The organism is Amycolatopsis bullii, from assembly GCF_014654205.1.
GTDB classification, from domain to species: Bacteria; Actinomycetota; Actinomycetes; order Mycobacteriales; family Pseudonocardiaceae; genus Amycolatopsis; species Amycolatopsis plumensis.
The window spans coordinates 54,483-77,539 of the sequence record NZ_BNAW01000028.1 but is presented as its reverse complement, the minus strand read 5'-3'; the positions used below and the strand labels follow the sequence as shown (position 1 = coordinate 77,539).

General features: G+C 71.1%; 21 protein-coding genes. 8 read left to right on the top strand and 13 right to left on the bottom strand.

Annotated features, from left to right (window positions below; translation table 11 throughout):
- Positions 1-163 precede the first annotated feature (163 nt).
- Genes pgl through tkt form a run of 6 tightly spaced genes read right to left on the bottom strand, consistent with a single transcriptional unit; the run spans position 164 to position 8,324 of the window.
- Positions 164-943: a 6-phosphogluconolactonase gene (gene pgl / locus IE317_RS27425; protein ID WP_191314230.1), complete on the bottom strand. Its 780-nt coding sequence runs from the start codon at positions 941-943 to the stop codon at positions 164-166.
- Positions 940-1,947 (bottom strand): glucose-6-phosphate dehydrogenase assembly protein OpcA, encoded by a 1,008-nt coding sequence (gene opcA / locus IE317_RS27420; RefSeq protein WP_191314229.1) that lies wholly within the window; start codon positions 1,945-1,947, stop codon positions 940-942. Before opcA ends, pgl begins: the two co-directional genes overlap by 4 nt.
- Positions 1,944-3,467, bottom strand: a complete 1,524-nt coding sequence (gene zwf / locus IE317_RS27415) for a glucose-6-phosphate dehydrogenase (RefSeq protein WP_191314228.1) — start codon at positions 3,465-3,467, stop codon at positions 1,944-1,946. The genes opcA and zwf overlap by 4 nt, the downstream gene beginning before the upstream one ends.
- Positions 3,464-5,086 carry a glucose-6-phosphate isomerase gene (locus IE317_RS27410; protein ID WP_191314227.1) on the bottom strand — a complete coding sequence of 541 codons (1,623 nt, stop codon included), beginning with the start codon at positions 5,084-5,086 and terminating at the stop codon, positions 3,464-3,466. Before IE317_RS27410 ends, zwf begins: the two co-directional genes overlap by 4 nt.
- 8 nt (positions 5,087-5,094) lie before the next feature.
- Positions 5,095-6,207: a transaldolase gene (gene tal, locus IE317_RS27405; RefSeq protein WP_191314226.1), complete on the bottom strand. Its 1,113-nt coding sequence runs from the start codon at positions 6,205-6,207 to the stop codon at positions 5,095-5,097.
- Between the two features lie 14 nt (positions 6,208-6,221).
- Positions 6,222-8,324 carry a transketolase gene (tkt, locus tag IE317_RS27400; RefSeq protein ID WP_191314225.1) on the bottom strand — a complete coding sequence of 701 codons (2,103 nt, stop codon included), beginning with the start codon at positions 8,322-8,324 and terminating at the stop codon, positions 6,222-6,224.
- 283 nt (positions 8,325-8,607) lie between these two features.
- On the opposite strand from tkt, the gene IE317_RS27395 reads away from it, so the two are divergent.
- From IE317_RS27395 to IE317_RS27380, 4 genes are all read left to right on the top strand, one after another.
- Complete coding sequence (locus IE317_RS27395) at positions 8,608-9,588, top strand: heme o synthase (protein ID WP_191314224.1); 981 nt, start codon at positions 8,608-8,610, stop codon at positions 9,586-9,588.
- 206 nt (positions 9,589-9,794) lie between these two features.
- On the top strand, positions 9,795-10,193 hold the full coding sequence (locus IE317_RS27390) for a hypothetical protein (RefSeq protein WP_191314223.1): 399 nt from the start codon (positions 9,795-9,797) through the stop codon (positions 10,191-10,193).
- 60 nt (positions 10,194-10,253) lie between these two features.
- On the top strand, positions 10,254-12,491 hold the full coding sequence (locus IE317_RS27385; RefSeq protein WP_191314222.1) for a HelD family protein: 2,238 nt from the start codon (positions 10,254-10,256) through the stop codon (positions 12,489-12,491).
- A gap of 10 nt (positions 12,492-12,501) precedes the next feature.
- Positions 12,502-13,056 carry an FKBP-type peptidyl-prolyl cis-trans isomerase gene (locus IE317_RS27380; RefSeq protein WP_191314221.1) on the top strand — a complete coding sequence of 185 codons (555 nt, stop codon included), beginning with the start codon at positions 12,502-12,504 and terminating at the stop codon, positions 13,054-13,056.
- Between the two features lie 67 nt (positions 13,057-13,123).
- Here IE317_RS27380 and IE317_RS27375 read toward each other — a convergent pair whose 3' ends face one another.
- Entirely contained in the window at positions 13,124-14,092 is a 969-nt protein-coding gene (locus IE317_RS27375) for a quinone oxidoreductase family protein (RefSeq protein WP_191314220.1), read from the bottom strand.
- Positions 14,093-14,184: 92 nt separating this feature from the next.
- On the opposite strand from IE317_RS27375, the gene IE317_RS27370 reads away from it, so the two are divergent.
- Together IE317_RS27370 and IE317_RS27365 are read left to right on the top strand one after the other, a co-directional pair.
- Entirely contained in the window at positions 14,185-14,487 is a 303-nt protein-coding gene (locus tag IE317_RS27370; RefSeq protein WP_373309121.1) for a hypothetical protein, read from the top strand.
- Complete coding sequence (locus IE317_RS27365) at positions 14,484-15,344, top strand: ATP-grasp domain-containing protein (RefSeq protein ID WP_191314219.1); 861 nt, start codon at positions 14,484-14,486, stop codon at positions 15,342-15,344. Before IE317_RS27370 ends, IE317_RS27365 begins: the two co-directional genes overlap by 4 nt.
- Here IE317_RS27365 and IE317_RS27360 read toward each other — a convergent pair whose 3' ends face one another.
- Complete coding sequence (locus tag IE317_RS27360; RefSeq protein ID WP_191314218.1) at positions 15,345-15,503, bottom strand: hypothetical protein; 159 nt, start codon at positions 15,501-15,503, stop codon at positions 15,345-15,347.
- Positions 15,504-15,605: 102 nt separating this feature from the next.
- On the opposite strand from IE317_RS27360, the gene IE317_RS27355 reads away from it, so the two are divergent.
- On the top strand, positions 15,606-16,472 hold the full coding sequence (locus tag IE317_RS27355; RefSeq protein ID WP_229902939.1) for a hypothetical protein: 867 nt from the start codon (positions 15,606-15,608) through the stop codon (positions 16,470-16,472).
- Positions 16,473-16,974: 502 nt separating this feature from the next.
- Here IE317_RS27355 and IE317_RS27350 read toward each other — a convergent pair.
- Both IE317_RS27350 and IE317_RS27345 read right to left on the bottom strand, forming a co-directional pair.
- Complete coding sequence (locus IE317_RS27350; RefSeq protein ID WP_191314217.1) at positions 16,975-17,892, bottom strand: acyl-CoA desaturase; 918 nt, start codon at positions 17,890-17,892, stop codon at positions 16,975-16,977.
- Between the two features lie 63 nt (positions 17,893-17,955).
- Entirely contained in the window at positions 17,956-18,921 is a 966-nt protein-coding gene (locus tag IE317_RS27345; RefSeq protein WP_191314216.1) for a COX15/CtaA family protein, read from the bottom strand.
- 235 nt (positions 18,922-19,156) lie between these two features.
- Here IE317_RS27345 and IE317_RS27340 point away from each other — a divergent pair, with 235 nt between their 5' ends.
- Positions 19,157-19,633: a transposase family protein gene (locus tag IE317_RS27340; protein WP_191314215.1), complete on the top strand. Its 477-nt coding sequence runs from the start codon at positions 19,157-19,159 to the stop codon at positions 19,631-19,633.
- Here the strand turns inward: IE317_RS27340 and IE317_RS27335 are convergent.
- Genes IE317_RS27335 through mptB form a run of 3 tightly spaced genes read right to left on the bottom strand, consistent with a single transcriptional unit; the run spans position 19,626 to position 22,969 of the window.
- Complete coding sequence (locus IE317_RS27335) at positions 19,626-20,351, bottom strand: ABC transporter permease (protein WP_229902945.1); 726 nt, start codon at positions 20,349-20,351, stop codon at positions 19,626-19,628. The two genes, IE317_RS27340 and IE317_RS27335, sit on opposite strands and share 8 nt — an antisense overlap.
- A 53-nt stretch (positions 20,352-20,404) precedes the next feature.
- Positions 20,405-21,331, bottom strand: coding sequence for an ABC transporter ATP-binding protein (locus IE317_RS27330; protein WP_191314213.1), 927 nt, complete (start codon positions 21,329-21,331; stop codon positions 20,405-20,407).
- A gap of 6 nt (positions 21,332-21,337) precedes the next feature.
- On the bottom strand, positions 21,338-22,969 hold the full coding sequence (mptB, locus tag IE317_RS27325) for a polyprenol phosphomannose-dependent alpha 1,6 mannosyltransferase MptB (RefSeq protein ID WP_191314212.1): 1,632 nt from the start codon (positions 22,967-22,969) through the stop codon (positions 21,338-21,340).
- Between the last annotated feature and the right edge of the window lie 88 nt (positions 22,970-23,057).

The window sequence follows — 23,057 nt, the reverse complement described above, 5'->3', positions numbered from 1 at the left end:
GCTCGCTGCGCGCCGGGCGGTGGCCGGGGCGCGGCGAGGGTGGATGCCTGCTTCGCGCCGGGTGGCGGTCGGAGAGCCGGGATGTTCGCTCGCTTCGAGCAATCCACCCACCTCAACGAGTGAAGGCCCCCTGCCGAAGCAGAGGGCCTTCCCCGAGCAACACTCAAGCCGTCGGTGGCTGGTACACCTTCGTCAGCTTCCCCGCCGCCGCTCGGTCCAGCAGCCACAGCGTGCGCCGGTGCCCGCGGGCGCCGGCCACCGGCAACTGGACTTCCCCCGCGCCCGCCAGCGCCAGCGCCACCGCGTCCGCCTTGGCCTCGCCCGCCGTCATCAGCCACACGTCCCGCGCCCTGCGAAGAGCCGGCAGCGTCAACGAGATCCGGGTCGGCGGTGGCTTCGGGCAGTTGCGCACCGCCACCACCGACCGCTCGGTCTCGTACACCGCCGGGGACTCCGGGAACACCGACGCGGTGTGCCCTTCGCCCCCGAGGCCCAGCAGCATGATGTCGAACGACGGCACGTCGCCGTGGTCCTCCGGCCCCGCCTGCGACGCCAGCACCGAGGCGTAGGCCGCCGCCGCGGCGTCCACGTCGGAACCGAACTCGCCGTCCGACGGCGCCATCGCGTGGACGCGCTTCGGATCCAGCGGTACGTGGTCGAGCAGTGCCTCGCGGGCCTGCTTCTCGTTCCGCTCGTCCGAATCCGCCCGGACGAACCGCTCGTCACCCCAGTAGATGTCCAGCCGCGACCAGTCGATCGCGTCGCGCGCCGACGATGCCCGCAGCTCCGACAGCACCGCGATGCCCGTGCCGCCGCCGGTCAGCACCAGGGATGCCGACCCCTTGGCCGCCTGGACGTCCACCAGCCGCGTCACGAGCCGGGCCGCCGCCGCGGCCGCCAGGAGGTCCTGGTTCGCGTAGACGACCACTTCCGTCTTGCTCATTTGGCCGCGCCCGAAGCAGCCGAACCGGCCGCCGCGGCCGGCGACGTCACGTCGGCCTTGGGCGGTGCTCCGGTCTTGCCGTTCGTGCCCGACGTGATCTTGTGCAGCCCCTGCAGGGCCGCTTCGTAGACCTCGTCCGGGTCGAGCCGGCGGAGCTCCTCGACCAGGCAGTCCTGGGTGCTGCGCCGCTGCAGGGCGATCCGGCGGGTCGGCTGGCCCGGCTGGGTCAGCGTGCCCACGCGGCCGTCCGGGCGGTGCAGCTCCACCGGGCCCGACTTCCGGTCGAGCGTCACCGAGATGATCCCCGCCGCGCCCGAGCTCTTGACCCGCTTGACCGGCACCTTCAGGTACTCGGCCAGCCAGGCGGCCAGCAGCTCGGTCGACGGCGAATCGGCCTCGCCGGTCACCGTCGCGGCGGTGACCTTCTCGTACGGCGGCAGGTCCAGCGCCGAGACGAGCTGGGCGCGCCAGTGCGTCAGGCGGGTCCAGGCCAGGTCGGTGTCGCCCTCGGTGTACGCCTTCGCCCGCGTGGTCAGCGCCTTGACCGGGTTCTTCTCCGCGGCCGAGTCGGTGATCCGGCGCTGGGCCAGCTCGCCGAGCGGGTCCTTGTCCGGGTCCTTCGGGCCGGCCCCGGGCCACCAGCACACGATCGGCGCGTCCGGCAGCAGCAGCGGCACGACCGCGCTCTGCCCCTGCGCGGCCAGCGGGCCGTACAGGCGCAGCACGATGACCTCGCTCGCGCCGGCGTCGCCGCCGACCCGGATCTGGCCGTCGATGCGCGGGGCCGCCGTGCGGGCGCCCTTGGCCACCACGATCACCCGCGACGGGTGCTCGCGGCTCGCGCCGTTGGCCGCCTCGATGGCCTCTTCGAGCTTGGCGTCGTCGTCGGCCACGATCACCAGCGTCAGGACGCGCCCCAGCGCGACCTGCCCGCCCTGTTCGCGGATCTCCACCAGCTTCTTGTTGAGTGCCGAAGTCGTGGTGGACGGCAGGTCGATGATCACGGGCGCCTCCATTTCCGGCCGGTGCGCTCCAGCATTTCGTCGGCGGACGCCGGTCCCCACGTGCCGGGCGCGTACTGCTCCGGCGCGCCTTCCTTCGCCCAGTGGTCGAGGATCGGGTCGAGGATCTTCCAGGAGAGCTCGACCTCTTCGTTCACCGGGAACAGCGACGGCTCGCCGAGCAGGACGTCCAGGATCAGGCGTTCGTAGGCCTCGGGGGAGGACTCGGTGAACGCGTGGCCGTACCCGAAGTCCATGGTGACGTCGCGGACCTCCATCGTGGTCCCCGGCACCTTCGAGCCGAACCGCAGCGTGATGCCCTCGTCCGGCTGAACCCGGATGACCAGCGCGTTCTGCCCCAGCTCCTCGGTCGACGTCGAGTCGAACGGCAGGTGCGGCGCCCGCTTGAACACGACGGCGATCTCGGTGACGCGCCGGCCGAGCCGCTTGCCGGTGCGCAGGTAGAACGGCACCCCGGCCCAGCGGCGGTTCTGCACCTCCAGCGTCACCGCTGCGTAGGTCTCGGTCTTCGAGTCCTTGGCGAAGCCCTCTTCCTGCAGCAGGCCGGGCACCTTCGTGCCGCCCTGCCAGCCACCGGCGTACTGCCCGCGGGCGGTGGTCTTGCTCAGCGGCCCGACCGGCGTCACGCCGGAGAGGACCTTGATCTTCTCCGCGCGCAGGGCCCGCGGCTCGAACGACAGCGGCTCCTCCATCGCGGTGAAGGCCAGCAGCTGCAGCAGGTGGTTCTGGATGACGTCCCGGGCGGCGCCGATGCCGTCGTAGTACCCCGCGCGGCCGCCGAGGCCGATGTCCTCGGCCATGGTGATCTGCACGTGGTCGACGTAGTTGGCGTTCCAGATCGGCTCGAACAGCTGGTTGGCGAAGCGCAGCGCCAGGATGTTCTGCACCGTCTCCTTGCCGAGGTAGTGGTCGATGCGGAACACCGACTCCTCGGGGAAGACGTCGTTGACGATCGCGTTGAGCTCTTCGGCGCTCTTCAGGTCGTGCCCGAAGGGCTTCTCGATGACCACGCGCCGCCAGGTCTTCTCGTCGGCGTTCGCCAGGCCGGAACGGGCCAGCTGCTTGGTCACCACCGGGAACGCACCGGGCGGGATCGACAGGTAGAACGCGGTGTTGCCGCCGGTGCCGCGTTCCTCGTCGAGGTCGCGGACCGTCTTCGCGAGCCGGTCGAACGCCTCGTCGTCGTCGAAGGTGCCCTGGACGAACCGGATGCCTTCGGCGAGCCGGTTCCACACCGACTCCTTGAACGGCGTCCGCGCGTGCTCCTTGACCGAGTCGTGCACGAGCTCGCCGAAGTCCTGGTGCTCCCAGTCGCGGCGGGCGAACCCGACGAGCGAGAAGCCCGCGGGCAGCAGCCCGCGGTTGGCCAGGTCGTAGATGGCGGGCATCAGCTTCTTGCGGGCCAGGTCGCCGGTGACGCCGAAGATCACCAGGCTGGACGGCCCGGCGATCCGCGGGAGCCGCTTGTCCCGCGGATCGCGCAGCGGGTTGTGCCAGGTCATGCGCCACCCTCCTGTACCGCGCGGACGACGGCCGCGAGGCCCGCGGCCCGGTCGGTCAGGTGCAGGCGCAGCACCGGGCGGCCGTGCTCGGCGAGCACCTGCCCGTCGCCGAGGGCCTGGGCGTGCTGCAGCTGCCCCAGCGTGTACGGCCGGTCCGGCACGTCGAGGTCCTGCTCGACCGCCCCGGTGAGCTGCAGGAAGACGCCGTTCTGGTGCCCGCCCTTGTGGTACTGGCCGGTGGAGTGCAGGAACCGCGGGCCCCAGCCGAACGTCGTCTGCTTCCCGGTGCGCTTGGCGATTTCGCCGCGCAGCAGGGACGTCGACGCGTCGTCGAGCCGGTCGAGGTAGGCCTGCACGGCGATGTAGCCCGCGTCCGGCGCCGAAGCGAAGAACGCGCGCAGCACGTCGGTCAGGCTGCCCTCGGTGGCAACCCCGTCACTGCCGAAGATCTCGACCGGACCGTCCACGTTGGACGGCGCCTCGCCGCCCTTCAGCTTCTCCGGGTCGTCCAGCAGCGCGCGGGCCGCCTTCTTGGCCGCCTCGACGTCGGGCTGGTCGAACGGGTTGATCCCGATCAGCCGCCCGGCCAGCGCGGTGGCGAACTCCCAGAGCAGGAACTGCGCGCCCAGCGAGCCGGTGACGGCGATCTTGGCCGCACCCTGCGGGCTGCCGACCGCGGTGGCCGTGGCATCGTCGCCGGCGTCGGCGAAGCCGGCCGCCTCCGGGCCCTCGACCGCGACCGGCAGCAGGCCGGTGCCCTGCTTGCCGGTGGATTCCGCGATCAGCTGCTCGGCCCAGTCCGGGAAGCCCTTGATGCCGGAACCGGTGTCCGCGAGGACGACCTTCTCGGCGCCGGCCTCGTGCGCGGCGGCCCACGCGGCGGCCAGCTTGACCGCCGGGTTGTCCGCCGAGTCCGCGGCGAGCTCCTCGGCCACCGAAGCGGCCTGGTCGAGCAGCCGGGCCACGTCCGCCCCGGCCAGGCCGGCCGGGACGAGCCCGAACGCGGTCAGCGCCGAGTAGCGGCCGCCCACGTGCGGGTCGGCCAGGAAGGTCTTGCGGTAACCCTCCTTTTCGGACAGTTGCTGGAACGGCGAGCCCGGGTCGGTGACGACCACGATCCGCCGGGCCGCGTCGATGCCGGCGTCGGCGAACGCTTTCGCGAAGATCCGCCGGTGGCTGTCGGTCTCGACGGTGCCGCCCGACTTCGACGACACCACGATGACCGTGCGCTCGAGGTCGCCGGCGAGCGCGTCGGCGACCTGGCCCGGGTCGGTGGTGTCGAGGACGGTCAGCGCGACGCCGTCGGTCGCGGTGATCACCTCCGGCGCCAGCGACGAGCCGCCCATGCCGGCCAGCACGACCCGGTCGACGCCCTCACTCCGCAGCTCGGTCCGCAGCGCCTCGATTTCGCCGATCAGCGGCCGCGACGACTTGTGCAGCGTCGTCCACGACAGCCGGATCGACGCCTCGGATTCGGCGTCCGGCCCCCAGAGCGTCGCGTCCTGCGCCGCCAGCTTCGAAGCAGCCTGGTCGGCGACCAGCTGTTCGGCCAGCGGCGCGGCACGCTCCGCCAGTGCGGCGTCCACGATCTCGACGCCGGTCTTTTCGCCTGTCGTCATGTCGTGCGTCAGCCCTTCGCCTGCTCGAGCTGCCCGTTCACGGTGTCCAGGAGCTCGGTCCACGACTTCTCGAACTTCTCGACGCCCTCGTTCTCCAGCGTGAGGAACACGTCGGTGATGTCGATGCCGACCGCTTCCAGCTGGTCGAAGACCTTCTGCGCGTCCTTGCCGTGGCCGCTGACCCGGTCGCCCTGGAGGTTGGCGTGCTCGGCGACGGCGTCGAGGGTCTTCTCCGGCATGGTGTTGACGGTGTTCGCCACCACCAGGTCGTCGACGTAAAGCGTGGGGGAGTAGTCCGGGTTCTTCACACCGGTCGAGGCCCACAGCGGGCGCTGCGCGTTGGCGCCGTCGGCCGCGAGGGCCTTCCAGCGGTCCGTGGCGAAGAGCTCTTCGTAGGCGGCGTAGGCGAGGCGGGCGTTGGCGACCGCGGCCTTGCCGCGCAGCGCCAGGGCCTCGTCGGTGCCGATCGCTTCCAGGCGCTTGTCGACCTCGGTGTCCACGCGGGAGACGAAGAACGACGCCACCGAGTGGATGCCGCGCAGGTCGTGGCCGTTGGCCTTCGCCTGCTCCAGGCCGGCGAAGTAGGCCTCGATGACCTTCTTGTAGCGCTCGACGGAGAAGATCAGCGTGACGTTGACGCTGATGCCTTCGGCCAGGGTCTTCGTGATGGCCGGCAGGCCCTCTTCGGTGGCCGGGATCTTGATCAGCACGTTCGGCCGGTCGACGGTCTTCCACAGGTCCTTCGCCTCGGCCACCGTCTTCTCGGTGTCCTTGGCCAGGCGCGGGTCGACCTCGATGGAGACGCGGCCGTCGACGCCGTTCGTCGCGGTGTAGATGTCGCGGAACAGGTCCGCGGCGTTGCGCACGTCGGTCGTGGTCAGGTCGCGGATGGTCGCCTCGACGTCGGCGCCCTGGGCGGCGAGTTCACGGGTGCGCTCGTCGTAGGCGTCGCCCTTCGACATCGCGTTGGCGAAGATCGTCGGGTTGGTCGTCACGCCCACGACGTGCTTGTCGCGGATCAGGTCGGCGAGGTTGCCGGTGTTCAGGCGTTCACGCGAAAGGTCGTCGAGCCAGATCGATACGCCGGCCTCGGACAGAGCCGCGAGCTTGTCGTTGCTCATTACTGTCATCCCCTTCAGGAATTCTTGGTGTTCTGGATCGAGCGGCGGGCGGCTTCGACGACGGCTTCCGCGGTGAACCCGAACTCACGGAACAGTGTGGCCGCATCGGCGGAGGCACCGAAGTGCTCGATCGAAACGTTCACCCCGGCGTCACCGGTGAAGCGGTGCCACGACTGGGCGATGCCCGCCTCGACGGACACGCGGGCCTTCACACCGGCCGGGATGACGGATTCGCGGTAGGCCGCGTCCTGCGCGTCGAACCACTCGACGCACGGCATGGACACGACCCGCGCCTTGACGCCGTCGGCGTCCAGGGTCTTCTTGGCCTCGACGGCGAGCTGGACCTCGGAACCGGTGGCGATGAGGACCACGTCCGGGGTGCCGTCGCTGTCGGCCAGGACGTAGCCGCCCTTCTTCACGCCCTCGGCGCTGGTGCCCTCGAGCACCGGCACGTTCTGGCGGGTCAGCGCCAGACCGGACGGGTGGTCGGTGTCCTCCAGCACGGCCTTCCAGGCGTACGCGGTCTCGTTGGCGTCCGCCGGGCGGACGACGTTGAGGCCCGGGATCGCGCGCAGCGCGGAGAGCTGCTCGATCGGCTGGTGGGTCGGGCCGTCCTCGCCGAGGCCGATCGAGTCGTGCGTCCACACGTAGGTGACCGGCGCCTTCATCAGCGCGGCCAGCCGGACCGGCGGGCGCATGTAGTCGGAGAAGATGAGGAACGTCGCGCCGTACGGACGGGTGCCGCCGTGCAGCGCGATCCCGTTGAGGATCGAGCCCATGGCGTGCTCGCGGACGCCGAAGTGCAGCGTCCGGCCGTACGGGTTGGCCTGCCACATGTCGGTGGCGGCCTTCTCGGGACCGAACGAGTCGGCGCCCTTCATCGTCGTGTTGTTGCTCTCGGCCAGGTCGGCCGAGCCGCCCCACAGCTCCGGCAGCGGCTCGGCGAGGGCGTTGAGCACCTCACCGGAGGCCTTGCGGGTGGCGATGCCCTTGGCGTCCGGCTCCCACTTCGGCAGGTTGTCGGCGAAGCCCTCGGGCAGCGTGCGGGTGGCCATCCGGTCGCCGATCTTCTTGCGCTCCGGGTTCGCCTGGCCCCATGCCTCGTACTTCTCCTGCCACTCGGCGTGCGCGGCCCGGCCGCGCTCGGCCGCCTGGCGGGTGTGCTTGAGCACGTCGTCCTCGACCTGGAACGACTGCTCCGGGTCGAAGCCGAGGATCTTCTTCACCGCGGCGACCTCTTCGCCGCCCAGCGCGGCGCCGTGCGCCTTGCCGGTGCCCATCTTCTTCGGGGCCGGGTAGCCGATCACGGTCCGCAGCGCGATGAACGACGGCCGCTGCGTCTCGGCCTTGGCGGCCTTGATGGCCTCCTCGATCGCGACGACGTCCTCGCCGCCCTCGACGACCTGGGTGTGCCACCCGTAGGCCTCGTAGCGCTTCACGGTGTCCTCGGACAGCGCGATGTTGGTGTCGTCCTCGATCGAGATCTTGTTGTCGTCGTAGAAGACGATCAGGTTGCCCAGCTCCTGGCGGCCCGCGATGGACGAGGCCTCGGAGGTGACGCCCTCTTCGATGTCGCCGTCGGAGGCGATCACGTAGATGTGGTGGTCGAAGATGCTCTCGCCGGGGGCGGCGTCCGGGTCCAGCAGGCCACGCTCGCGGCGGGCCGCCATCGCCATGCCCACGGCGTTGGCCAGGCCCTGGCCGAGCGGGCCGGTGGTGGTCTCGACGCCGTCGGTGTGGCGGTACTCCGGGTGACCCGGGGTCTTCGAGCCCCACTTGCGCAGCTGCTTGAGGTCCTCGAGCTCGAGGCCGTAGCCGGCGAGGAAGAGCTGGATGTACAGGGTGAGGCTCGAGTGGCCGGCCGACAGGATGAACCGGTCGCGGCCCGGCCAGTGCTGGTCGTTCGGGTCGTGGCGCATGGTGCGCTGGAACAGCGTGTAGGCCAGCGGCGCCAGGCTCATCGCGGTGCCGGGGTGGCCGCTGCCACAGTTCTCCACGGCGTCGGCGGCCAGCACCCGGACGGTGTCCACGGCGCGGGTGTCGGTGTCGGTCCAGTCGGCGGGCGTGTTGCGCCGGAGGAGTGGGTTGTTCTCGCTGGTAGTGGCGGTTTCGGACACTGAACTCCAACTCCCGGTCATGATGGTTGCGGCTGGTCTTCCTCGTTCCGGTTACCCGTACGCGCGGCTACTTATCTCAATCGATCCCGAAGGGACGATATTCCTGCTCGCGGCCATGCGCAGGGGCAATCGCGGCCCGTCGCGGCCAGCCTAGTGCTTGGGCCGGTCGAGGACCCGCGATCACCCACGGGATTCACCACGTCTAACATCGTTCGAGGGTTCAGTAAGGCTGGTTCTTCGGCTACCCGGACTGGTCCCGCCCGAACCTGACGCAGGGAGTGAAATGTCGCCGGTGAACGCTGCGCACGGACGCAGTGAAGACACCAGCGCCGTGCACCCGACCGGTGAACGACCGCACGGTGAGCGGCGCAGCCTCCGCCGGGTCGTCGGCGCCTACGCCGCGCTGGCCAAGCCCCGGGTGATCGAGCTCCTGCTGGTGACCACCATCCCGGCGATGTTCCTCGCCGGCCGTCAGATCCCGTCGCCGTGGCTGGTGCTGGCCACGCTGGTCGGCGGGACGATGGCCGCGGGCAGCGCGAACGCGCTCAACTGCGTGATCGACGCGGACATCGACAAGGTGATGAACCGCACGAAACGCCGTCCGCTGGTCAAGGACTCGGTGCCCCGCCGCGGCGCGCTGATCTTCGGCTTGGTGATGGGTGTCGCCTCGGCCGCCGTGCTCTACCTCACGGTGAACCTGCTGTCGGCCATCCTGGCGATCGCGACGATCTTGTTCTACATCTTCGTCTACACGCTCGGCCTCAAGCGGCGCACGTCACAGAACGTGGTCTGGGGCGGCGCGGCGGGCTGCATGCCGGTGGTCATCGGCTGGGCGGCCGTCACCGGCACGGTCCAGTGGCCGGCGTTCGTGATGTTCGGCGTGATCTTCTTCTGGACGCCCCCGCACACCTGGGCGCTGGGCATGAAGTACCGCGACGACTACGAGCGCGCGGGCGTCCCGATGCTGCCGGTGGTCGCCACCGCCCAGCACGTGGCCCGCCAGATCGTCATCTACTCGTGGGTGATGGTGGCGTGGACGCTCCTGCTGCTCCCGGTGACGTCCTGGCTGTACGGCACGTTCGCCATCCTGGCGGGCGGTTGGTTCCTCTTCTACGCCCACAGCCTGCAGGCGGCGGTGCGGCGGGGTGAAGAAACGAAGCCGATGGCGCTGTTCCACCGGTCGAACACGTACCTGATGATCGTGTTCGTGGCCTTGGCGGTGGACTCGGCGATCGGCCTGCCCACGCTCGGCCTGCCGTTCTGAATCCGGCTCTGAGACGGATCGGGACCGCGGTCGCCGCGGTCGTCGTCCTGGGCCTGCTGGTCCTCCTCGGCCGCGGGAAGCTGCCCGCACTGGACGAGACCCTGCTCACCGGCGGCTGCACCATCCCGAAACGGATCACCGCGCTCCCCGGGCCGGCCCCCGACGGCGGTGCCGTCCGCGTCGCCGAACAGGGGCCCGGTGCAGCTGTGCTGGAGAACACCAGCACCCTCGCCGCTTACCGGATCGTCGTCACGTCCGGGGCCCGGACCGTCGAGGTGCCGGTGCTGCTGCCGGGGCAGCGGATCGGGGTCGTCCTCGACGGCCCCGCGGTCGGTCCGGTCGTCTGGATCGCGCCGGAAGCCCTGGGCGGCTTCACACCGGTGACCGCCGAGGTCGTGCCCGGCGGCGTTCGCTACCGCTCCGGGAACTGCCGGGCGCTGACCAGCCGGGGCGCCGCGGTGTTGTTCCGTGCCCCGGACGGGCGAATCACCGGCGGCGAACAGCTGCCACCCGCGAACGTGTCCTGCGCGGCGGGGGAGAAGGTGCTGCCCGGTGGCGCTCCGGGTGCCGAGGTCTTTCCCTACTGCGACCTGCGGACGGAATGATCGCGCGGCGGCCGCCGTTACACTTCGTTGGCTCTTTTCCTTGAGGCGAAAGCAGGATCTTTGTCTTCGGACGACTTCTCCGCCGAGCTCGCCCGCGAGCAGGCGTACGTCACCACCCTCTACGCGAAGCTCGACGCCGAGCGCCTCGAAGCCCAGCGCCGCCTCGACGAGACGCTGCGGCAGACCGGGGGCACCCCGCAGGCCCGCACCGAGCGGGACGTCGCCACCACGCTCTACACCGACCGGCTCGCCCAGCTCGGCTCCGTCGAGCAGGGCCTCGCCTTCGGGCGGCTCGACTTCGTCCCCGAAAGCGCCGAGGAAACCACCTACATCGGCCGGCTCGGGCTGTTCGACGAAGACGACGACTACAAGCCGCTGCTGGTCGACTGGCGAGCGCCCGTCGCGCGGCCGTTCTACCTGGCCACCGCGGCTTCTCCCGAAGGGGTGCGCCGGCGCCGGCACCTGCGGTCCCTGAGCCGCAAGGTCACCGGGTTCGACGACGAGATCCTCGACCTCACCGCCGCCGACCAGGGCCAGGACCTCGGCCTGGCCGGTGAAGCCGCGCTGCTGGCCGCTCTCGAACAGCGGCGCACCGGCGAGATGAGCGACATCGTCGCCACCATCCAGGCCGAGCAGGACCGCATCATCCGCGCCCCGCTCGGCGGCGTCATGGTCGTGCAGGGCGGTCCCGGCACCGGCAAGACCGCCGTCGCGCTGCACCGCGCCGCCTACCTGCTCTACACGCACCGCCAGCAGCTCACCACCCGCGGCGTGCTCGTCGTCGGCCCGAACAGCACGTTCCTGCGCTACATCGGCCAGGTGCTGCCCTCGCTCGGCGAGACCGGTGTGCTGCTCGCGACCATCGGCCAGCTCTACCCCGGCCTGACCGCCGACGGCGTCGAGTCGCGCGAGGCAACCGAGGTCAAGGGGCGGCTGGTGCTGGCCGAGGTGCTGGCCAACGCCGTGCGCGACCGCCAGCGCGTGCCCGAGCCGGTCATGGAGATCGAGTACGAGCACGACGTGCTGCGCCTGGACCGCAAGACGTGCACCGACGCCCGCACCCGGGCCCGTCGTTCGCGGCGGCCGCACAACCCGGCGCGGCGCCTGTTCGTCTCCGACGTCCTCGACGCGCTGACCCGCCAGGCCGCCCGCAAGCTGGGGGAGGACCTGCTCGACGGCCAGGACCTGGCCGACATCCGCGCCGAGCTGGCCGCGGACGAGAACGTCGCCGCCGCTCTGGACGCACTGTGGCCGGTGCTGACCCCGGAAGGCGTGCTCGACGACCTGTTCGCCGACCGCGAACGCCTCGACGCCGCCGCCGGCAAGCTGCTCTCGCCCGAGGATCGCGCCCTGCTGGAAAGCGGCCGCGACGCTCGCTGGACCCCCGCGGACGTGCCGCTGCTCGACGAGCTCGCCGAGCTGATCGGCGTCGACGACACCGAGGCGCGCGTCGAGCGCAAACGCCGTGAGCGCGAGGACCGCGCGTACGCCGAGGGCGTGCTCGACATCCTCGAGCAGGACGAAGAGATCATCGACGAGGAACTGCTGCGCGTCTCCGACGTCCTCGACGCCGAGTTGTTCGCCGAACGCCAGCAGGCGCGCAGCGAGCTGACCGCCGCCCAGCGGGCCGCGCAGGACCGGACCTGGACGTTCGGGCACGTGATCGTCGACGAGGCCCAGGAGCTGTCGGCGATGGACTGGCGGCTGCTCATGCGGCGCACGCCGAACCGGTCGATGACCCTGGTCGGGGACGTGGCCCAGACCGGCGCGGCGGGTGGCGCGCGGTCGTGGGGCGAGGTGCTCTCGCCGTACGTCGAGGACCGCTGGCGGCTGGAGCAGCTGACCGTGAACTACCGCACGCCCGCCGAGATCATGGCCGTCGCGGCGCGGGTGCTCGCGGAGGTTTCGCCCTCGCTCTCGGCGCCATCCTCGGTGCGGGAGACCGGGGTACCGCCGTGGTCGGTGCGTCCCGGGGACCTGGCGGCGGAGCTGCCGGAGCTGGTGGCGCGCGAGCTGTCCGAAGTGGACGGTGGCACGGTGGCGGTCCTGGTGCCCGCGGGCCGCTTCGACGCGGTCTCGGCGCTGCTGCGCCCGTTCGACGAACGGCTGAGCGTCCTGACGGTCGAGCGCTCGAAGGGCCTGGAGTTCGACTCGGTGGTCCTCGTCGCGCCGGACGAGGTCGTCGCGGGATCGCCGCGGGGCCTCAACGACCTGTACGTGGCCCTCACACGCGCTACCCGGCGGCTCGGCGTGGTCGCCACCGGTGACGACGTGCCGGCACTCTCCGTGCTTGGCTAGGGTGCCTCGCATGCAGAAGATCGGGAAGTTCGTGGTCGTCGCCGTGGCGGCGCTGTCGCTGGCCGCGTGCGGCCAGGACCCCAAAACCGAGACGGCCGCCCCGCCGGCGGGCCCGTCCGTCCCCGCGTCGAGCGCCGCGCCGTCGACCCAGAGCAAGGGCCGCGAGTGCACGGCGGACGACATCAAGACGACGGGCAAGTTCGGCGAAAAGCCCGAAATCACCATCCCGGACGACTGCGACCCGCCGAAGAAGCTGATCACCAAGGACCTGTCCGAGGGCACCGGCGACGGCGCGCAGGCCGGTCAGAAGCTCCAGATGAACTACCACCTGGTGACCTGGTCGGACAAGCAGGTGCTCGACAGCTCGTTCGGCCAGAAGCCGTTCGACCTCGTCCTCGGCGCGGGCAAGGTCATCCCGGGCTGGGACCAGGGCCTGGTGGGCATCAAGCAGGGCGGCCGCCGGCTGCTGATCATCCCGCCGGACCTCGCCTACCGCGAGGGCGGCAACGGCATCAAGCCGAACGAGACGCTGGTGTTCGTCACCGACGCCGTCTCCGTCGCCTGAGTCTCCAGCGCCCCAATGCGGCCTTCGGTGCGTGAGACGCAACCAAGGCCGCCTTGGGGCGCTTGGGTCAGGGGATGAGCAGGAGCTTGCCGGTGGTGCGGCGGCCCTGCAGGTCCTCGTGGGCCTTGCGGGCGTCGGCCAGGGGGTACTTGCCGCCGATGCGGACGTTCAGCTCGCCCGCGAGGATGGCGTCGAACAGCTCCTTCGAGCGCCAGTCGATCTCCTCCCGCGTGCGCGTGTAGTGCACCGACGTCGGGCGGGTCAGGTACAGCGAGCCGCCGGAGTTGAGGCGCTGCGGGTCCAGGGGCGGGACCGGGCCGCTGGAGGCGCCGAAGAGCGCGAGCAGGCCGCGGACCTTCAGGCTGGCCAGGCTGCCGTCGACGGTGTCCTTGCCGACGCCGTCGTAGACGACGTCGACGCCCTCGCCGTTCGTCAGCTCGCGGGTGAGCTTGGCGAAGTCCTCGCGGTCGTAGCGGATGACCTCGTCCGCGCCGGCTTCGCGGGCGAGCTTCTCCTTCTCCTCGGTCGACACCGTGCCGATGACGCGGGCGCCGCGCGCCTTCGCCAGCTGCACGAGGAGCAGGCCCACGCCGCCCGCGGCCGCGTGCACCAGCACGTCGTGGCCCGGCTTCACCTCGAAGGTCGAGGCGACCAGGTAGTGCGCGGTGATGCCCTGCAGCATGGTCGCGGCGGCCGTCTCGAGGGAGACGCCCTCGGGGACCCTGACCGCAACCGACGCCGGGACGAGCTTGCGCGCCGCGTAGCTGCCGATCGACCCCTGCCAGGCCACCCGGTCGCCGGGCGCGAACCCGGTGCCGTCGGCGGCCTCCACGACCGTGCCGGCGCCTTCGAGGCCGAGCACGACCGGCAGCTCCATCGGGTAGATGCCCTGGCGCTGGTAGGTGTCGATGTAGTTGACCCCGGCCGCGGCGACGTCGACCAGCAGTTCGCCGTCCTGCGGGGCACAGACGTCCACTTCGGCCGGTTCGAGCACTTCCGGGCCGCCGGTCTTCGTCACCTGCACTGCGGTGGGCATGGGTCCTCCTCGGGTCGGGTTCTCCCGGGTGCAACTATGGCCGAGGCCACGCTGTTCCGCGTTCCGGCCGGTTCTTGGTTATCGTGCTGTCCGTGGCTGAAAACGAAGAGACCGTCGTCCCGCCGTCCGGCGCGCAGCTGACCGCGGCGCGCAAGTTCGTGAAGGCGCACGGCAAGCCGTCCCGCGCGGTGGTGGAGAACATCGGCCGGGCCGGCGCCCGCGTGGTCCTGGTCGGCGCCGACGGCGCGCTCGGCGACGTGGTGGTGCCCTCGGTGGCGACCGGCGAGGCACTGGTCGAGGCGGTCGAGGACCTGGCCCCGGCGACGTGGGACGCCGAGACGGTGAACCAGACGAAGATCGGCCCGGAGCACCGCCGCAAGATGGCGGGCCGGTGAGCCGCACCGCGGTCCTGGTCAGCTGCGCAGAGCTCCCCACGGGTGACGGCGACGACGACGCCGTCGTGCCCGCGTTGACTTCGCTGGGCTTTTCGGTGGAGTGGGCGCCGTGGGATTCTTCGTTCGACTTCTCCTCGGCGGACGCGGTGATCCTGCGCGCGACCTGGGATTACGCGGCTCGGCGTCCGGAGTTCCTCGCCTGGTGCGAGTCGGTGCCGTCGCTGGTCAATTCCGCGGCCGTGGTGCGGTGGAACACGGACAAGTCGTACCTGGTGGAGCTGCTGGACGCGGGGTTGGCGGTGGTGCCGACTTCGCTGGTGGCGCCGGGGTCATCTCCGTCGTTCCCGTCTTCGGACTTCGTCGTGAAGCCCTCGGTGGGAGCAGGCTCGCGCGGCGCGGCCCGGTTCGCTTCGGGTGCCGACGCATCCGCGCACGTGGCGTCGCTGCACGCCGAGGGCCACACCGCGCTGATCCAGCCGTACCAGTCCAGTGTGGACACCGACGGCGAGCTGGCTCTGGTGTACCTGGGCGGCGTCTATTCCCACGCCTTCACGAAGGGCGCGATGCTGGGGTCCACTCTGGATTCCTCCGGGCTGTACCTGGCCGAGGAGCTGGCCCCGGCTTCGCCACCCGCGGACGCCGTGGCGCTGGCGGAGGACGTCCTGGACGCGGCTTCGGCGTTGCTGGGGATCCTGCGGGCCGAGCTGCTGTATGCGCGGGTGGACCTGGTGCGCGGGGCGGACGGGAAGCCGTTGCTGCTGGAGCTGGAGCTGGCGGAGCCGTCGCTGGGCTTCCGGCAGACGGACCCGGGCGCGGCGATGCGGTTCGCCTCGGCGGTGCGGCAGCAGCTGGCGTAGTCACCGCTCCGCCTGCACGGCCGCCAGAACGACCGCGACGACCGCTCCGATGGCGGTCACGGCGAGGGAGCCGGTGACGAGGTAGAGCCCGCCGATCCCGGCTAGGCCGGCTTTGATCAATTTTCCGAGCGCCCGGGAATTGTCCTTTTCTTTGCCCACCGTACTACCCCTCTCTATGGTGTGCTAGTACGGCGTCGTCCAAGCGTGGCTCGTGAAGACCGGGACCGGAAATGATCTTTGGTGGTGCGGAGGTGTTTCTTCGTGTCGGACTTTTCCCCGGAGTGTCGATCTTTGCCGGGGGTTCTCGAGGAGTCGCCCGCGAAGGCCGCGTTGGGGTCACTGGCCAGGCGCCGGGACGGAGACCTGATCGGCGCCCTTCGCCGCGCGGCCGAACCTTCGTCGAGCGGTTCCGGGTCTTCGCTCGGCTGCCTGGTCGACCCGACCGCCTCGGTGCCGAGGGCGACGCCGGAGCTGCGTGCCTGGGCGATCTGGGGACTGATCGTCGACGAAATCGCCAAGCTGGGGTCGGTGGTGGAACCGCGGGAGCATTTCGTCCTGCTGGCCGCGTTCCGGCTCCCGCCGATTCCGGACGGCAGTACGACGTGGGCGGCGAATCTCGGCGATCGATTCGGCCAATTGGCCGAAGTTCGTGGTCTTTTCGGAGAACGGAAGCCGCTGTCCAACACGCCGATGAACAAAGCCTGGGCCGGTGCGCTCGAAATGCTCGCTGCCGCTGTGGCGGGGAAGCTGGGGCACCTCGCGGGCGAAGATTGGCGGCCCTACGTGGGGATCGGGCGGTCTGCCGCCGCGGAAACAACACCCGGCGGCGAATTCCCGGACGGGTGCCGTACGCCTTCCGAAGGCGCGCAGCCGGTGTTCGTCGAGCGGATGATCGTCACGGTCGTCATGCACCGCCGGACGGCGCTACGCCGCATCACGGAACGGGACGTCGTCGCGCGCCGGGACGGTGTCGACGGGTACGTCGTCCACGCGTTGACCGGGTGGACGGGGAACGTCGCCGACATTCCGGTGAAGGCGCTGTGGAACTGCCGGCTGGTCGCCACATCCGGTGATCCCGGCTCGGCCAAGCTGCGCTTCCGGCGGAAGCTGCGGGTGAACGAGGCCTAGAGTTTCGTCTCCGAGGCGACTGACGGGCGTCTGGACGAAGAGCGGAGGTGGATCAGCGTTCAGGTCGATCACCACGGGGTGGCGCGAGGCGGACTGACCATCCGGGTCAACTTCCAGGAGGAGTGCCTGCCCGAAGCTTGCTGGTGGTACGCGGAACAGCTCGAGGTGGAACGCCTGCACCGGCCTCCGTCGGGCAGTCCACGTCTGCTCGAGGTCGGAGATGGCTTCGTGCAGCACACGTTCGAGGGGTGCTGCCACCCGCGGGAAGAGTACGGGATCGCCTTCAGCTGGCCTCGGGGGTGAAAAGAATGAAGCCACATTGCGCCAACGTGGCTCATCCTTCCCTGGAGAGTCCTCAGTTGCCGGTGTTGCCGCCGCCTTCGCCGCCGCCTCCGCCAACGTGATCGTGGTGCACCACGTGCTCTCCTCTATGTATTTTTGTTCGACGCGCAGATCACTCTCTGCAAGATCATGCTACCTTGGGTGAGAGGATGTGCTGAACTCAGGCCCGCTTGGCGGCCAGCCGTTCAGCGCGCGGCCACCGCACGTCGGTCGCCCAGCCGAGCCGCTCGAACGCCCAGATCACCCGCGCCGAAACATCCACCTGGCCGCGCAGCACCCCGTGCCGGGCACAAGTCGGATCAGCGTGGTGCGAGTTGTGCCACGACTCGCCCATCGACAGCAGCGCCAGCGGCCAGAAGTTCGCCGCCTTGTCGCGGCTGGCGAACGGCCGTTCGCCGATCAGGTGGCAGACCGAGTTCACCGACCACGTCACGTGGTGGAGGAACGCGATCCGCACCAGGCCCGCCCAGAAGAAGCCCGTCACCACGCCCCACCAGGACCACGAGATCAAGCCGCCCAGGATGGCCGGGAGGGCGAGGCTCAGCGTGATCCACAGCCAGAAGTAGCGGTTCACCCAGCGGACGTCCGCGTCCGCCACCAGGTCCGGGGCGAAGCGGTCGGCGTTGGTCACCTCGCGGCCGAACATCCAGCCCATGTGCGCGTGCCAGAAGCCCTTCAGCAGCGCCGACGGCGAGGTGCCGAACAGCCACGGCGAGTGCGGGTCGCCCTCGCGGTCGGCGAACGCGTGGTGGCGGCGGTGGCTGGCCACCCAGAAGATCACCGAGCCCTGCACCGCCATGCTGCCCGCGATGGCCAGCACCACCCGCAGCGGCCGTGACGCCTTGAACGCGCCGTGGGTGAAGTAGCGGTGGAAGCCGACGGTGACCCCGAGCGTCGCGAACACGTAGAACGCCGCCGCGAGGATCAGGTCGATCCAGCTCATGCCCCAGCCCCACACGAGCGGGACCGCGATGAGCAGGGCCGCGAACGGCACCAGCAGGAAGGTCTTGAGCACGATCATCTCGCCGGTGCCGCGGCGGTGGGAGATCAGCGGCTTGGGCGCGGTGCGCGACGTCATGGCGCGAACAGTAATACACGGCCGGGTCGCGCACGCCGACGCGGAGTGAAGCCCGCGTTGCCGTCAGGCGGCCGTGAGCTCCCGGGGCGCCGCTGTCAGCGAGGTCACCGGGCCGCGGTCGCGGCTGCCGGTCCACAGCGTCGCCGTCGCGATGATGACCGCCATCGCGCCCAGGACGTGGAACGACACCATCGCCTCCGGCACGCCCAGCGCGTACTGCAGCGAACCGAGACCGCCCTGCGCGACCGCGACCACCCAGACCGCCGTGTAGCGCTGCCAGAGGCTCTTCGGGGCGCCGATGCGCAGCAGCTGGAGGCCGAACACCGCGAGCAGCAGCAGGTAGAGCACCAGCAGCCCGCCGTGGACCTGGGCCAGCGCCTCGACCGGGGCGTCGAGGCGGTGGGTGTTGATGTCGCCGCTGTGCGGGCCGGCGCCGGTGACCGTGGTGCCCGCCGCGAGCACGAGCCACATCACGACGGCGAGCAGGACCAGGATCGTGCGGCCGGCCGGCGGGACCAGCAGCCGCGGGGCTTCGTCGCCTTCGCGGAACGCGCGCAGCAGCAGCACGGCCAGCCAGACGAGCGGGGTCGTCGCGAGGAAGTGGATCGCGACGGTCCACCACTCCAGCTTCGCGAGCACGGTGAGCCCGCCGACGACGGCCTGCAGCACCACGCCGCCGGGCATCGTCCAGGCCAGCTTGACCAGGCGCTTGCGCTCCGGGTGGTCGATCTGCACGCGCCACGCCGTGAGGACGGCGATGGCCGCGACGATGATCACGACGCCGGTCAGCAGCCGGTTGCCGAACTCGATCCACTGGTTGAGCGCGTCGATCCCCGAGTCGTGCTTCGGGACGAGGCTGCCGGCCACGCACTGGGGCCAGGTCGGGCAGCCGAGCCCGGACCCGGTGACGCGCACGATGGAGCCGGTGACGCCGATCAGCGCCTGCGCGAGGACCGCGGCGATCCCGACGGCCCGCTGCACGGCGGCGGAGGGAAACGGCAGACGGGCGACGAGGCTGGTGAACGGCACGGCATCGATGGTAGAGCGCGGGGAAAACGCGCTTTCGGCAGGCCCGGACGCCCAGATCTGCGGCGCTCCTGCAAGGGACCTAGGTCACGAAGACCGGCCCCACCCTCCCTGGGCAGGGTTCCGGCAAAGTCGTGTTGATGCAGGCAGGCACGGCTCTCGGTGGTGATCATGTGGGTGTCGAAGCCCATGATCTGTGAGAGCCGTGCCTGCTGTTGCAGCTTGTCCCATTCCTGCCGTGCTGACCCGGCTGGCCTCCACCGGCCTTGATCAGGTAGCTGATCTGCGTGAGTACCTGGCCCAGGTACCTGATCCCCGCAGCCGGTGCGGGGTGCGGCATTCGCTGGAATCGGTCCTGATGCTGGCCGCCGCGGCGGTCGCGGCAGGCGCCAGTCTTTCGCCGCGATCGAGGAATGGGCCACGGCCGCCTCGAGCACGCACCATCGAAGCCCTGCCCGCTCCCGACGACCTCGGCTTCCCCGCCAGCACACAGGTCTTCCAGCTCACCCGATACCGCACCGACCGGGCCACCGGCATCCACGAAACCCACACCGGCTACGGCATCACCAGCCTGCCCGCCGGCACCAGCCCGGCCACCATCGCCGGGGGGCGTCCCATGCCCGGTCTATCGCGGCAGGTGACAAAACCGGCCGAAACCCGCTGCGGCGGCCGAGTTGTCCACATCGGCGGCGCCATGGGGACAAGGGTCAGGTGAGTTTGGTCGTCCGCGAAGCCAGCCCGCCCGCCAGGACCGCCCACACGGCCAAGACCAGCATGGGTCCGGGCGCGAAAGCCCCCTCGACCAGAGCCGCCCGCATGCCCTCCGCCAGCGCCCCCGACGGCAGCAGCTCCACCACGCGGGCCAGCCCCGAAGGCAGCGACGAGGGCGCCAGCAGGATCCCGCCCGCCAGCAGCAGCACGAACCAGACGATGTTCGCCAAAGCCAGCACCGCTTCCGCCCGCAACGTCCCGCCCAGCAGGACGCCCAACGCGCCGAACGCGAACGTCCCCAGCACCAGCAGCAGAACCGCCGACAGAAGCCCGGAAACCGATGGCGACCACCCGAGGAACGCCGCCACCACGCCGATGATCACCGACTGCAGCACCACGACCACCAACGCCGCCGCCAGGCGGCCGGCCACCAGGAGCCAGCGCGGCAACGCCGTCGCCGAAAGGCGCTTCAGCACCCCGTAGCGCCGGTCGAAGCCCAGCGCGATCGCCTGGCCGGTGAACGCCGAAGACATCACCGCCAGCGCCAGGATCCGCGGGGTGATCCAGTCCACCCGCGGGACCGGGCCCAGCGACGACGCCGGCAGGATGTCCAGCAGGGACAGCCCGACCAGCAGCGCCAGCGGGATCAGCAGCGTCAGCAGCACCTGCTCGCCGTGGCGCAACGTCAAGCTGACCTCGACGCGCGCGTGCGTGCGCAGCATCCGGCCCAGCGAGCCCCGGCCGGGCGCCGGTGTGAAAGTCCCCGGAGCGAAAGTCACGCCCGCAGCTCCCGTCCGGTCAGCTCCAGGAAGACCTCTTCCAGGGTCCGCTTGCCGACCTGCAGTTCCTCCGGCAGCACGCCCTGCTGCGCGCACCACGCCGTCACCGTCGACACCACCTGCGGGTCGACCGAGCCCACCACCGTGTACGTGCCCGGCGCCGACTCGCGCACCGCGTAGCCCTCCGGCAGCGCCGCCGTCAGCAACGCCGTGTCGAGGCGCGTGCGGGCCTTGAAGCGCAGCCCGGCGTTGCCGCTCTCGTCCGTCGTCAGAGACTGGGGCGCTCCCGACACCACCACCTTGCCGTGGTCCACGATCACCACCGTGTCGGCCAGTGCCTCGGCCTCCTCCATCAGGTGCGTGGTCAGCAGCACCGAGACGCCGTCGCGGCGCAACGCGCCCAGTAGGTCCCACACCAGGCGCCGGGCCTGCGGGTCCATGCCCGCCGTCGGCTCGTCGAGGAACACCAGCTCCGGCCGCCCGACCAGGGCGCACGCCAGCGAAAGCCGCTGCTGCTGCCCGCCGGAGAGGCGCTTGAACGGCGTCCGGCGCACCGAGGCCAGCCCGAGGACCTCCAGCAGCCACGCCGGGTCCAGCGGGGTCGCCGCGCAGGACGCCACCAGCCGCAGCATCTCGTCGGCCCGCACGCCCGGGTACGCGCCGCCACCCTGGGGCATGATCCCGATGCGGGGGCGCAGCGCGGCCGACTCGCGGACCGGGTCGAGGCCGAGCACGCGCACCGATCCCGTGTCAGGCTTCAGGAAGCCTTCGCAGACCTCGACGGTGGTGGTCTTGCCGGCCCCGTTCGGGCCGAGCAGGGCGAGCAGGCTGCCGCGCTCCATCCGCAGGTCGAGGCCGTCGACCGCGCGGGTGGAGCCGTAGCTTTTGACCAGCCCGGTGATCTCGACGGCAGGGACACTCACATCGGGTCACGATACGGCGTCGACGGGCTCGGGCACCGGCGGGGACGGCCTGGCGAGCAACACGGGCGCGAGCCGCCGCACGATCAGCATCCCGCCGCCGCAAACGACGATCGCGGCGACGTAGGCTAACGGCAGCACGTACGGGCGGCCGTCGAAGGTGCTGCCGGTCGGCGGGAGCAGGAACGGCAGGGCCGCGCTGATCACCGTCGCCGCGACGCGGAAGCGGGACGTCCCGGCCGCGGCGGCCAGCGGGATCACCGCCCACAGCACGTACCAGGGCTGCAGGTTGATCTGCAGGATCATGACCGCGCCGAGGGCGACGCCGAGGCCGATGATCGGCCGGTAGCGCCACTTGAAGCTGTCCCAGAGGAACTTGAACGTGATCGCCAGCGCCACGAGGTACCCGAGCACGCCGAGGATCGGCACCAGCGCGTCGGTGTGGTTGCCGAGCCCGAGCGCGATGCCGAGGACGCCGGAGAGGTTGGCCAGCTCGGCGGTGGGGGAGATCCAGGACCGGACCAGGCCGGGCGTGTTGAACGTCGCTCCGACCCAGCCGAAGCCGAGGCCGCTGCCGAAGCAGACGACGACCAGGACCACGCCGAACCACAGCGCCATCGGCGCGCCGGCCACGAACAGGTCCTTGAGCCTGCCGTGCCAGCGCCGCGCCACCATCACGGCGAAGAACGGCAGCGCGAACACCGCGGGCAGCTTCACCGCGACGCCGAGGGTGATGATCGCGACCCCGAGCCCGATGTAGAGCAGTTCGCCGCGGGCCAGCGGGGGCGGGGTGTCGCCCTTCACCCGGATCGGCAGCCGCCGGATGCCGACCTCGAGACCGGCGAGCATCAGGCCGACGGCGAGCGCGTCGTTGTGGGCGCCGGCGACGAAGTGGAAGATCAGCAGCGGGTTGAGCGCGCCGAGCCACAGCGCGGTCGCGGGCTGGACGCCGAAGCGGCGGGCCAGCCGGGGCAGCGCCCAGACGATGAGGACGACCCCGGCGAGCGCGAGCAGCCGCTGCAGCAGCACGCCGACCGCGATGCTGTTCCCGGCCAGGGGCGCCAGCCAGCCGCCCAGGCGCAGCACCAGTGGCCCGTACGGGGCCGGCGTCTCGCGCCACATGTTCGACACGCCCGCGGTGAACGGGTCGGCGACGCCGAGGGCCTGCGCCGGGCCGAGGACGTACGGGTCCATCCCGCGGTGCACGATCTCGCTCTGCGCCAGGTAGCTGTAGACGTCGCGGGAGAACAGCGGCGGGATGACCAGCAGCGGCAGCACCCACAGCGCGGTGGTGCGCGCGAGCTGGCCCTGCGACGCCAGCCGCTCGCGGCTGGGCTGGGCGAACCGGCCGAGCATCAGCCAGCTCAGCACCAGGATGCCCATCCCGGAGATGGCGATGGCCAGCGACACGGTCGGGATCCGGGTGAACAGCCGCAGCACCGGGATCTCCTGCACCGGGTTGATCACCGGGGCGGCGCCGGCGCCGAGGGAGCCGAGGGCGAGGAACAGCGACCCGACCGTGCCGAAGCGGCGGACGACGTTCAGCCCGCGCTGCTCGGCGGCCTCCAGGGGGAGCGGCTCGCGGGGGTACACGGGGGAGAGCGTCACGGGGTGGGCACTCCCGGTTTCGAGCCGTGCCACTTGCTGCTCCTGTTCACCCACTGCCACGCGTGCAGGGTATCGGTCGCCCGGCGAGTGAGTCGGGTCACTGCCGGACACCCCGCCTTTG